This window comes from Acinetobacter sp. YH12117 (genome assembly GCF_013418865.1).
Classification (GTDB): domain Bacteria; phylum Pseudomonadota; class Gammaproteobacteria; order Pseudomonadales; family Moraxellaceae; genus Acinetobacter; species Acinetobacter indicus.
Map to the genome: position 1 here is coordinate 1 of NZ_VPBF01000058.1, position 12247 is coordinate 12247.

Below are 12247 nucleotides of genomic sequence, written 5' to 3' on the forward strand. Positions count from 1 at the left end.
CCCGAACTCAGAAGTGAAACCTCTTAGCGCTGATGGTAGTGTGGGGTTACCCATGTGAGAGTAAGTCATCGCCAGCTCATTAATTCAAAATCCCCCTAGCTTAAACAGCAGGGGGATTTTTTTATGCAGAAAATTTGTGTGCTTAAGAAAGTAGAATTTATCGAGGGTTCTTCTCTCCGTTTAAACCAGCTTTTAATCGGTTGAAATTGAAGCCCCCAATTTAACCGGAACCGGCGTATACTCATAACATAATTGGAGTGTATATGTCAGATTCCCAAAGCCAGACTCAGCAAATTGAGCACGATTCTCCTCAGTTTAAGGCCATTCTTCTCTCTTTGTTTTTGGCCGGTTTTGCCTCCTTTTCTGCCTTGTACTGTGTTCAACCGATGATGCCGATTCTGGCCCAGTTCTTTCAGGTCAGTCCGACCCAAAGTAGTTTCCCCTTATCTTTTTCGACCTTTGCTTTGGCCGCCGCTCTATTATTTACCGGCCTGATTTCAGATCGGGTCGGGCGTAAACAGATTATGGTCGTGGCATTGTTCTCTGCGGCCTTACTGTTAATAGCCAGTGCCTTATTGCCACAGTGGTCATTTTTTCTCAGCACCCGTGTCCTGATTGGCATGGCAGTCAGTGGGGTAGCCGCGGTGGCAATGACCTATATTGGCGAAGAAATTGCGGCCAAAGATGTTGGCTTTGCCATGGGCTTATATATTTCAGGCACCGCAATTGGCGGCATGAGTGGCCGTTTAATTGCCGGAGTCCTGGTGGATTTTATTTCCTGGCAATATGCAACTTTAATCATTGGTGTGATTAACCTGGCGATTGCGATTCTGTTTTACTGGCTGTTGCCCAATTCCCGGAATTTCCAGTCCTATCCAATTCAATTGTCGCGTTTTAAACAGGCCTTTGCCAAAAATCTGGCCGATCCAAAATTAAGAATTCTGTTTCTTCAGGGCTTTATTCTGATGGGATGTTTTGTCTCGGTATTTAACTACATGAGCTATCATCTGCTGGATGCCCCTTTTGCTTTGCCACAAACCTGGATCGGGCTGATTTCTGTGGCCTATCTGGCTGGAATTTACAGTTCACCACGGGCGGCAAAGTGGGGACAAAAATTTGGCCGGGAAAAAGTGTTACCCTTGATGCTGCTGGTAATGTGGGCCAGTCTGGCGCTAATGTTACTGAATCAGCTGGCGGTCGTGTTAGTCGGGCTGCTGATTTTTACCTTTGCTTTTTTTGCAGCACATTCTCTTTGTAGCAGCTGGGTGACGGTGCAATCATTACAGTATCGGGCGGTGGGTTCATCTTTATATCTGTTCTGCTATTACTTGGGCTCGAGCGTGCTCGGCAGTGGTAGCGGTCTGATCTGGGAGCGCTGGGACTGGCCTGGCTTATTGATCTTTATCGCAAGTCTGCTGTTGTTGGGCCTGATATTGACCCTATATCTGAAAAAATTAAGCAGCACTGCACCCACGGCACAGATTAAAAATTAAAAACTTGATTTTGTATAAATTATAATCAAGCAAGCCACTTGGAATTCATGCTAAAATACTCGGCTTTCATCTTTCGATCTTTTCTGATCTTCCATCTGCCAGCCGAGAATTGCTAGCCATGTCTACTGCTTATACCGCTCAAACCGCGCCGAAAGCGTTGTTTGATTACGACAAATATTGGGCGTCATGTTTTGAACCCGCGCCATTTTTGCCGATGTCACGCGAGGAAATGGACCAACTCGGCTGGGATAGCTGTGACTTTATTCTGGTCTGCGGCGATGCCTATATTGATCATCCATCTTTTGTATCCGGTATTATTGGCCGTGTTCTGGAAGCGCAAGGTTTCCGGGTCGGAATTATCGCGCAGCCTGACTGGACCAATGTCGAGGCCTTTCGTGCCTTAGGTAAACCGAATATTGCCTGGGGCGTCACCGCCGGCAATATGGACTCGATGATCAACCGTTATACCGCGGACCGCAAAATCCGCTCGGATGATGCCTATTCACCAGACAATGTCCCGAACAAACGTCCAGACCGTGCTGCAACCGTGTATTGCCAGCGCTGTCGTGAAGCCTTCCCGGATGTGCCGGTGTTGCTTGGCGGGATCGAAGGTTCACTGCGTCGTATTGCGCATTATGATTACTGGTCAGATAAAGTCCGTCGTTCAATTCTGATGGATTCAAAAGCCGATTTATTGATGTACGGTAATGGCGAGCGTTCCATTATTGAAGTGATGCACCGTCTGGCCAAAGGCGAAAAAATTACCGATATCACCGATGTGCGCGGTACTGCCTTTATTATCAATAAACATAACCGTGCGGCCAAAGCCAAGTTTGTCGAAATCGCCTCCAATGATGTCGATACCATTGGCCGTGTCGATCCGATCATCAACCCCTATGTGATGACCGAAGATATTGATGGCTGTGAAGTTGAAAAAGAAAAGGGTAACAGCTTAAGCCAGTACCAGAATTTCCAAAAAGAAATGGTGGCCAATCCGATTGTCCGTGAAGGCGACAACCTGGATGCCGATACGCAGATTGTTCAGCTGCAACCGGCCTCAAAAGCCATTAAGCATAAACTGCCACCACGTGAACTGGCGGTTATTCGTTTGCCATCTTTTGAAGACGTGGCCAATGATCCTGTGCTGTATGCACATGCCAACCGTATTCTGCATTTGGAAACCAACCCGGGCAACGCACGTGCTTTGGTGCAAAAACACGGCGAGCGTGATGTCTGGATTAATCCACCACCAATTCCATTGACCACTGAAGAAATGGATTATGTGTTTGACCTGCCATATGCACGTCTGCCACATCCAGCTTATGGCGATGCACGTTTCCCGGCATTCGACATGATCAAGTTCTCGGTGAACATCATGCGTGGCTGTTTTGGGGGCTGTACGTTCTGTTCGATTACCGAACACGAAGGCCGTATCATCCAGAACCGTTCGGAAGAGTCGATTTTGCGTGAAGTGGAAAAAATCCGTGATACCGCACCGGGCTTTACCGGGATTATCTCGGACTTAGGTGGTCCAACCGCTAACATGTACCGCTTGCACTGTAAAGATCCGGAAATTGAAAAGAACTGCCGTAAGCCGTCCTGTGTATTCCCAGGCGTGTGTCAGAACCTGCATACCGATCATGCACCACTGACCCAGCTATACCGTAAAGCACGTGCGATTAAAGGCATTAAAAAGATTTTGATTGGTTCCGGTCTGCGTTATGACCTGGCGGTACTGAATCCGGAATATGTGCGTGAACTGGTGACCCACCACGTTGGGGGTTATCTGAAGATTGCACCGGAACATACCGAAAAAGGTCCGTTATCGAAGATGATGAAGCCCGGTATTGGTACCTATGACCGCTTCAAGCAAATGTTTGATCGTTTCAGCAAGGAAGCCGGCAAGGAACAGTATCTGATTCCGTATTTCATCGCGGCGCATCCGGGCACCACCGACTACGACATGATGAACCTGGCGATCTGGCTGAAAAAGAATGGTTTCCGTGCCGATCAGGTACAGACCTTCTATCCATCGCCAATGGCCACCGCCACCACCATGTATTACACCGGTAAAAACCCGCTGGCCAAAGTGGCGCGTTATACCGAAGATGTTGATATTGTGAAGGGTGAGAAACGTCGTCGTCTGCACAAAGCCTTCTTGCGTTACCATGATCCAAACAACTGGCCATTGTTACGTGAGGCTTTAAAAGAGATGGGCCGTGCCGATTTGATTGGCAATTCCAAGCAGCATCTGATTCCGACCTATCAGCCGCAAGGCACGGAAGGACAGTATCAGTCGGCGCGTAAGAAAAACTCGACGCTGGCCGGAGATTCACAGAAACGTACCGGTCAACATGGTAACCGTGGTCAAGGCCAAAATCAGGGTCAGTCGAATCGTCCGAAAAAAGGCCAGATGTTGACCCAGCACACTGGTTTGCCACCACGTGAAACTGGTGAAAAACGTCCATTTGGCGGCGCAAAGACCAAAGGCAGGTCTAAGCCAAAATCCCGTGCTTAAATCAGGAAAGGACGCCAAGTGCGTCCTTTTTTCTGGCGCACATTTTGTCGGATTTGTCAGACAATCGGTTTGAAAAGAATTGTGAAGCTCATAAAAGTTGGTATACATTAGCTTGAGGAAAAACAAGGAGATGGTTTTTCCTGGAAACTTGCTCTGCAACAGACTGTCAGTGTTTATGCATCTTTCGTCAGCATTGCTTTAAGTTTCTTAAATTTAACCTATTTATAATAAGCAAAACGTTATACTTGTATTTGAAAAATAATCGGTGAGATACCGAATAAATTATAAGAATAGAGTATTAAAGGATTAACCTCATGACCGTTTATATTATTCTCGCAAGTCTTATTCTGGCAGGGTTGCTGATCATGGCAGCCAGGCATGCCATTCAGGCTAAACGCCAGACCGACAGCACCCTGAAACGCCGCGCTATTTTCAGTTTGAATGAGCAGCTGACCTATACCCGGCTAAAAGAAATTTTACCGACCCATACCGTGCTGACCCATGTGTCTTTTGATGCACTACTGACCACCAAACTGCCGCGTACCCGCAATAAATACCGCAATATGGTGGCGGACTTTGTGGTGCTGGATGATGCTTATCAGGTACTGGCCGTGATTACCCTGGATGATACCCTGACCTTAAAACGTCAGCATATTCAGTATCAGAATGAATTGCTGCGGATGGCCGGTTATACCGTAATCAGCTTTGATCAGGTGCCGGAATATCAGCAATTGCGTGAAGAATTTGGGTTACTGGAGGGCGCTGAAAATCTGGAGGCGCTTGATCTGCCAAAAAAGAAATTGGCGTTCTATCCGGCCTCAGCGCGCAGAATGGGCGCGTTGGGTTGAAAAAAAGCATCTAAACAGATGCTTTTTATCTCAAATTTTTATGGTTTAACCGCGACCACAGTCATTTCAACCAGGACTTCGGGCTGATACAGCTTGGCTTCCACACAGGTGCGGGGCAGCGCTTCAATATCGGCGACCCAGGCATCCCAGATTTCATTCATGGCAGCATAGTCCTGCTCGATATCTTTTAAGAAAATCATGACTGACATGATATGACTTTTATCGGTGCCGGCTTCAGCCAGTAAACGGTCAATTATCTCAAGGGTCTGGCGGGTCTGACCGCGAATATCCAGGCTGGTGTCTTCTGCCAGCTGTCCGGCCAAATGCACCAGATGGCCTGAAATGGCAATTTCTGAATAGCGCTGTGCGACATGTAAACGTTGTACGGTCATAACAAAATCCTGTAGATGGGCAAGCAGCACTTCGGCTGCTCCGGCAATGTGACTATATTGCCATGAAGCGCCAATACAGAATACCAGCGCTGCCGGAGTTGGTACAGAAATCCATCAATCTTGTGGTGAGTTTAAATCGGCAGGGACAGTATTAGAGCGTAAAAATCCGGTGATCTGAAGGGAATAGATCGGGATAATACTAAATAAAAATTAGATAAAAGATGCAGGTTACAGCAAGGCGGGAGACGATACAGCCATCCATGGGAACGTCAGAGTTGTCCTGTAATATTCGGATAGATCATCACGCCAATCACAGGACAGCATGCTGAAAGTAAAGGTGATTTTCAGCATCTCAGCACATACATGGATAAATGTATTGCGCAGATAGATTACTCTAATTTTGCCCATTGTGAAGCGCATTTTGTATCATTTTTATTCTTTTGATCAATTCCTGCACAATTTTAAGCCTAAAGTAGACTGAGCTGCGGCTGCTGTGCTGGTGAAGACAGTTGATAAACCCCCACGCCAATCAGCCGGAACTGTTCCTGAGGCGAAATATGCATTTCCTCAATTAATAGTTGTAGCGCCTGTGCCAGCTGCTGCGGATGAGTAAAAATATGCTGAAAGCTTTTGCTGTGCTGCAACACCTGAAAGTTTTTCAGTTTCAGTTTGACTGACACGCCGCGGGCACAGAGCTGCTTTTTTTCCAGACTGGCCCAGACCTGTTGCAGCAGCTGTGGCCAGTAGGGCGTGCATTGGCTGAGGACATAATCATCATCAAAGGTGATTTCTTTGGAAATCTGCTGGCGTTTGCGTTCGGCCTGAACGGGGCGCTCATCAATGCCTTGTGCATATAAAAACAGGCGTTTGCCATATTTACCAAAACGTTGAATCAGCAGGCCTTCTTCGACCTGTTGCAGATCGCCCAAGGTTTCCAGACCCAAGGCCTTCAGCTTTTCCTGCATGACCTTGCCCACGCCCGGAATTTTCTTTAAGGGTAAATCCTGAATAAAGGTCTGCACCTGCGAAGGCTTGATCACGCAGAGGCCATTCGGTTTATGCCAGTCCGAGGCAATTTTGGCCAGAAATTTATTGGGTGCCACGCCGGCAGATGCAGTCAGGCCGGTGGTCTGAAAAATATCTTCGCGGATGCGCATTGCCACTTCTGTGGCGCTGGGGAGTTGCTGCAGGTTTTCGCTAACATCCAGATAGGCTTCATCGAGCGACAGCGGTTCAATGATTGCAGTATATTTTTGAAAAATTTGATGGATTTGTGCCGACACTTCCCGGTACTTCTGGAAATTCGGTTCCAGTACAATCACCTGCGGGCACAGTTTCCGGCCCTGACTCATTGACATGGCCGAGCGCAGCCCAAACACCCGCGCCGGGTAGGACGCGGCCACAATCACTGCACGCGGATGATGTGATGCCACCACCACCGGCAGATGTTGTAACTCTGGACGCTCTTTTAGCTCGACCGAGGCATAGAACGCATCCATATCAATATGAATGATTTTTCTCATGGCACCATCTTAACGCGCGACATCCGTGGCTGTCATTAGCGGATAAGCATACGGTTGATCGAGCAGCAGCACTTGGGTCTGTTGTTGTGCTGCGGCCTTGATCACGGTATTCAGACTCTTCGGGGTATTATCGGCCAGATGTGGTAAAAACTGTAGCGGCTGTTCTGGCGGCTGGAAAAAATCATCCCAATGGATGGGAATCAGCACCTTGGGTTTTAGGTGCTGCAAGGTTTCTGCCAGATACTGCTGCTGATACTGTTCCGGTTGCCTGGACAGCTGGGCAATGCCCAGAAACAGATGATCGACCTGTAGCTGTTTGAGCTGTTCGGGAATAAAACCGGTGCTGGCCTTGACCAGACTTTTATGACCTTCATATTCAATCAGATAGTCAAAGCTATGGCCTTCTTTAAACTCCGAAAACCGTGCCGGCAGGCTCAGTGGCTGCTGGATTTCCTCACCCAGATCATTATTCACTGCAGTTGGCGGAGTATGCTGGGACGGGAAAGCGGTGACACTAAAGTTGCCAATCTGCATCGGTTGTAAAGGTACCAGCTGCTGTAACTGGCTTTCGGGCAAGTGAGCACCACGGGCAATATTCAGCGTGCTTCGGGAACCAATAATTTTAGCCTGCGGCAGCAATTGGCCAAGTAGAGGGACATCCAGCGCATGGTCATAATGCGAGTGTGTCACCAGAATGGCTTGCGTTCGTTGCAATTGATGGAGTTCAATCGCATGTTCAATTACGATTGGCTGGCTGTTAATTTGACCAAACATCAGCTGACTCAGACTCGGCCGGCTAAAGAAGCCATCAATCAACAGCTGTTGCTGGCCATCATCAAACAGTAAGGTCGATACGCCAAAGAATTTGACCGTATAGCCCGCTGGTGCAGTTGCTGCCGGCTGATACAGCCACGGCTGGAAATCCTGCACTTTGCCGGAGGGCTGCAGCATGTAGATGATGAGTGCAATTAGCAGTAACATCAGGCCAAGCAGACCTGACAAAATCTTGTATTTCAGTGTCATTCGCACAATATTCCTGTCAGCTTTTATTTTTATCTTGTTGGTATGAGTATTAAGGGGTTGTATCCACGCTATTTTTAGATGGTTCCACAATCTGGTTGGCCTTAAGAAACTGTTGCCAGTCCTGTTCATCGCCATAAAAGGCATTCAGATCGACCGGAGTGGCAATGCCGGGAATCTGGCCACGATTGCTATATTGCCAGAACAGCCAGTCGGGATTACCACTTAAGGCCGGTTTACCCTGATATTCGCGTACCCACAGCGGCACCTGCGGGAACTGATTGACCAGTACAATATTATAAAAATTCCTGGAAATGTAAAAAATCGGCTGTTTGCCATAGTGCTGTTGCAGCGCGTCATGCATCACCCCAATTTCATGCAGCAACTGTTCCCGGGTATAGGTGTTGATGCAGTTGCTGTCGTATTCCAGATCAATCACTGGTGGCAAGCTGTTGGCCTGTTTCGGAACGCTGTCGATAAAATTCTGTGCCTGCACCTGACCATTACGACACAGCCGATAAAAATGATAGGCGCCGACCAGAAAGCCCTGTTCATGCGCGGCCAGCCAGTTGTCCTGAAATTTACGGTCTTTAAAATCGCCGCCTTCGGTGGCTTTTAAATAGACGAAACGGTATTTTTCCGGCGAAATCCTGTGCCAGTCAATCTGCTGCTGATGATGCGAAACATCAAAGCCCTGAATCGGATAGTCCTGTGCGGTGGCTGGCCGGGTATGCAGAACGCCCCAATACAGCAAGGCCGCCATCAGCACCACGCCGCAGATGGCCACCGCAGCATAAGTCAGGGGCTGGACAGAACGGCGGGCAGGGCGTGCAGACATAGGCAAGGCAGATCTTCAGGGTTCAATTTTGATCATAACGCGAAGCCTGCGCGGCGGCTAGCGTTCTACGCGGCTTTAGACCGGGGTGTTTTTCGGAATTTTCCAGAAAATCATTGCAGCCAGCAGGTTGATACTGCCCAGACAGATCAGGCTGGCATGGAAGGCTGCGACCACCTGTTCCGGTCCCCAATAGGCACTAAACAGGTTGACCAGCGTTCCGGCCAAGGCCACGCCAATACTCATGGACAGCATCATGATCATCGACAGGAAACTGTTGCCGCTGCTGGCATCTTGCTGCGGCAAATCTTTTAGGGTCAGGGTGTTCATGGACACAAACTGCAGTGAATTAAGCAGACCAAAAATAAAGAAATGCAGCGCACGTAGCCAGATGGGGGTGTCGGCCGTGGTCAGGGCAAAACTGGCGACACAGGCCCCGACCAGCAAGGTATTGGTGATAAGTACCTGACGATAACCAAAGCGCTGAATCAGCTGGCGGATAATCGGTTTTGAGGCCAGCGAACCGAGTACAGTCGGAATCATCATCAGGCCGGTCACAAAGGGCTCAAAGCCAAAGGCCAGTTGCAGCATCAGCGGCAGTAAAAAGGGAATTGAATTGCCGGCCAGCCGGGCAATCGAGTTACCGAGAATCCCGATTGCATAAATCCGGTGCCGGAACAGCTTGCTGCGAAACAGGGCATTCTGATGGGTATGCGCATGATAGGCATACAGGCCGGCACTCAGCAGACCGAGCAGGACCAGCGCAATGCTCCACCACAGCGAGTACAGCGGACTGGCCACGTTTTCAATGCCCAGTGACAGCCCGACCATGGCAATCAATAACAGGATAAATCCCCAGAAATCAAATTGCGGCACGCTCGGCTCGGTAATATTTGGCATGGCTTTAAAGGTAATCAAGACGCCTAAAATGCCAATCGGCAGATTGATTAGAAAAATCCAGTGCCATGAGGCCACTTCGACCAGCCAGCCGCCCAAAGTAGGTCCAATTAAGGGGCCGATCAGACCGGCCAGACTCATCAGGCTCATGGCCGATAAAAACTGGGTGCGGGGAATGATTTTTAGCATCGCCAGACGACCAACTGGCAATAAGAACGCGCCGCCAATGCCTTGCAGTACCCGGTAAAACAGCAGTTCATTCAGGCTGCTGGCATAGGCACAGCCAATGGAGGCCAGGGTGAAAATCACAATGGCGGAAAAATAGGTGTTGCGCACGCCAAAACGGTCGGCCAGCCAGCCACTCAAGGGAATACAGGCCGCCACTGACAACACATAAGCCACCACCACGCTGTGCATTCGCAGCGGATCTTCCTGCAAATTCTCGGCAATGGCCGGCAACGCGGTGTTGATGATGGTGGTATCCAGGCCCTGCATAAAAAAGCCAATCGACACCAAGAGCACTAACAATCTGAATTCGGGTTGCAGGGCTTGATGGGTTGGCGTGGCAGTCATAATTAGCGGGCATGGTGGAATTTTGCCTAGTGTAAAACAATCTGGCGCGGATATCGTATCTAAAGCGTTGCCGCGTGACGGCCTGACCCTGTCAGAAAACTGCAATCAAAACGTCATGGCACTGCAACCGGATGTTTATAAATTGTTCATATTCTAAACACTATCAAATTAAACCTATGAAATTAAAATTGAAATCACTTTGGGTGGCCATGTTGGCCGTGGGGATGGCAGCGTGTAACAGTGATGATGATCAGGTCAGTCCTGCACCGGTCGATCCAACCCCAAATACCATTGAACTGAGCAAAATCGGGGCCTATCAGTCAGGTATTTTTGCAGAAAGTGCCGCAGAAATTCCGGCCTATGATGCCGCCAGCAAACGTCTGTTTGTGGTCAATGCGCAGGCCGGGGTGCTGGATGTACTCGATTTAAGCCAGCCAAATCAGCCGGTTAAAATTACCGAAATTCAGGTCCATGATATTGCCGAAGGCGCAGAAGTAAACAGTGTCGCGGTGCATAACGGTATTGTGGCAATTGCGATTCAGGCTGCCGTCAAAACCGATCCGGGTTATGTGGCGCTGTATCAGGCCAAAGATCTGAGCAAACTGGCGCATGTGCAGGTCGGTGCCTTACCGGATATGCTGACTTTTAGCCCGGATGGTCAAACCCTGCTGGTGGCCAATGAAGGTGAGCCATCTGATGATTATCAGGTTGATCCGGAAGGTTCAATTTCCGTGATTCAGCTGAGTAATTTAACAGCGCCTGTGGTCCGCACTGCAGACTTTAAAGCCTTTAATGGTCAGGAAGCGGCGCTGCGTGCCCAGGGCGTGCGTATTTTCGGGCCAAATGCGACCGCGGCGCAGGATTTTGAACCGGAATATATTACGGTATCGCAAGATGGCAAAACGGCTTGGGCTGCATTGCAGGAAAACAATGCGCTGGCCAAAATTGATGTGGTCAATGCCAAAGTACTGGCGGTGTATCCATTGGGCTTTAAAGACCATGGTCTGGACGGCAATGGCATGGATGTCAGCGATGCCGATGGTGTTGATGGGACAGGCAGTATTAAGATCCAGACCTGGGCCAATGTGCGCGGTCTGTATATGCCAGATGCGATTGCCAGCTTTGACGTGGCCGGCAAAACCTATATTGTGACGGCCAATGAAGGCGATGCACGCGCCTGGGGTGAAGACACACCAGAATATTTTAATAACGACACCAGCAAAGGTTTTGTAGAAGAATGGCGAGTTAAACATCTGGTACATGCCGATGGCTTTGCCCGCCGTTTAGGCGATGATTTACCGGCACACTTAAGCCAGCTGGCCAAAGGTGCCGAGCTGAATCCGGACAATTTTGGCTACTGCGGTGCCACGGCAGGCAATGCTGGTGACTGCCGTAAAGATCATCTGCTGGGTCGTCTGAATATTACCTGGACTGAAGGCTACCAGAAAAATGCCGATGGTACGCCAAAGCTGAATGAACGCGGCAATCTGGTATATGACCATCTTTATAGTTTTGGTGCACGCTCGGTCAGTATCTGGACAGAAAATAGCGCGCAAAACGGTCTGGAACGGGTCTGGGATTCAGGGGATGATTTTGAGCAGTACATTGCCGAGCATCATCCGGAAATTTTCAATGCCAACCATGAAGAAGCCGGCATGGATAACCGCAGTGACAACAAAGGCCCTGAACCTGAAGGCGTGACGCTGGGCCAGATTGGCAGCAAAACCTTTGCCTTTATTGGTCTGGAACGTGCTGGCGGGGTGATGGTCTATGATGTATCGACTCCATCTGCACCAAGTTTTGTGCAGTATCTGAATAGCCGTGAGATGAGTGCGAGCACTGAACAAATTGAGCTGGGGCAGGCCGGTGATTTAGGCCCGGAAGGTCTGGTCTTTATTGCGGCAAAGGACTCGCCTAATGGCCAGCCATTACTGGTGGTGGGCAATGAAGTCAGCGGCAGCACCGCGGTATATCAGCTGAACCTGAAATAAGTGAGCAAAAAAGAGAAAGGGCACTACGGTGCCATTGCTGTCCCACAATTTTTCACAAGAGGAAGCTCATTTGAGCTTCCTCTTGTTTTATGGGTATTTTATCGGGTGAAAATAAAGCTTTTAAAGTTCTTCTTTCAAACAAATTCACTTGAATTAT

9 protein-coding genes are annotated in these 12247 nt (G+C 49.0%); 4 read left to right on the forward strand and 5 right to left on the reverse strand.

Annotation, left to right across the window (positions count from 1 at the left end; genetic code table 11):
- Positions 1 to 263: 263 nt before the first annotated feature.
- The 3 genes from FTU55_RS13970 (at position 264) to FTU55_RS13980 (ending at position 4859) form a co-directional block, all read left to right on the forward strand.
- The gene (locus FTU55_RS13970; RefSeq protein ID WP_180047398.1) at positions 264 to 1493 is read left to right on the forward strand and encodes an MFS transporter; all 1230 of its coding nucleotides are present in this window, start codon (positions 264 to 266) and stop codon (positions 1491 to 1493) included.
- A gap of 118 nt (positions 1494 to 1611) precedes the next feature.
- On the forward strand, positions 1612 to 4011 hold the full coding sequence (locus tag FTU55_RS13975) for a YgiQ family radical SAM protein (RefSeq protein WP_168381991.1): 2400 nt from the start codon (positions 1612 to 1614) through the stop codon (positions 4009 to 4011).
- Between the two features lie 314 nt (positions 4012 to 4325).
- Positions 4326 to 4859, forward strand: a complete 534-nt coding sequence (locus FTU55_RS13980; protein ID WP_005181471.1) for a DUF2726 domain-containing protein — start codon at positions 4326 to 4328, stop codon at positions 4857 to 4859.
- A 38-nt stretch (positions 4860 to 4897) separates the two neighbouring features.
- On the opposite strand, the gene FTU55_RS13985 is transcribed toward FTU55_RS13980, so the two are convergent.
- From FTU55_RS13985 to mdtD, 5 genes are all read right to left on the reverse strand, one after another.
- Entirely contained in the window at positions 4898 to 5251 is a 354-nt protein-coding gene (locus tag FTU55_RS13985; RefSeq protein ID WP_005181474.1) for a RidA family protein, read from the reverse strand.
- 467 nt (positions 5252 to 5718) lie between these two features.
- The gene (dinB, locus tag FTU55_RS13990; RefSeq protein WP_104472828.1) at positions 5719 to 6774 is read right to left on the reverse strand and encodes a DNA polymerase IV; all 1056 of its coding nucleotides are present in this window, start codon (positions 6772 to 6774) and stop codon (positions 5719 to 5721) included.
- Between the two features lie 9 nt (positions 6775 to 6783).
- On the reverse strand, positions 6784 to 7797 hold the full coding sequence (locus FTU55_RS13995; RefSeq protein WP_180047399.1) for an MBL fold metallo-hydrolase: 1014 nt from the start codon (positions 7795 to 7797) through the stop codon (positions 6784 to 6786).
- A gap of 49 nt (positions 7798 to 7846) precedes the next feature.
- On the reverse strand, positions 7847 to 8632 hold the full coding sequence (locus FTU55_RS14000; protein ID WP_180047400.1) for a GH25 family lysozyme: 786 nt from the start codon (positions 8630 to 8632) through the stop codon (positions 7847 to 7849).
- A 75-nt stretch (positions 8633 to 8707) separates the two neighbouring features.
- Complete coding sequence (gene mdtD / locus FTU55_RS14005) at positions 8708 to 10099, reverse strand: multidrug transporter subunit MdtD (protein ID WP_180047401.1); 1392 nt, start codon at positions 10097 to 10099, stop codon at positions 8708 to 8710.
- Positions 10100 to 10275: 176 nt separating this feature from the next.
- Between mdtD and FTU55_RS14010 the strand changes: the two genes are divergently transcribed.
- The gene (locus tag FTU55_RS14010) at positions 10276 to 12090 is read left to right on the forward strand and encodes a choice-of-anchor I family protein (protein WP_218949123.1); all 1815 of its coding nucleotides are present in this window, start codon (positions 10276 to 10278) and stop codon (positions 12088 to 12090) included.
- The last annotated feature ends 157 nt before the right edge of the window (positions 12091 to 12247 follow it).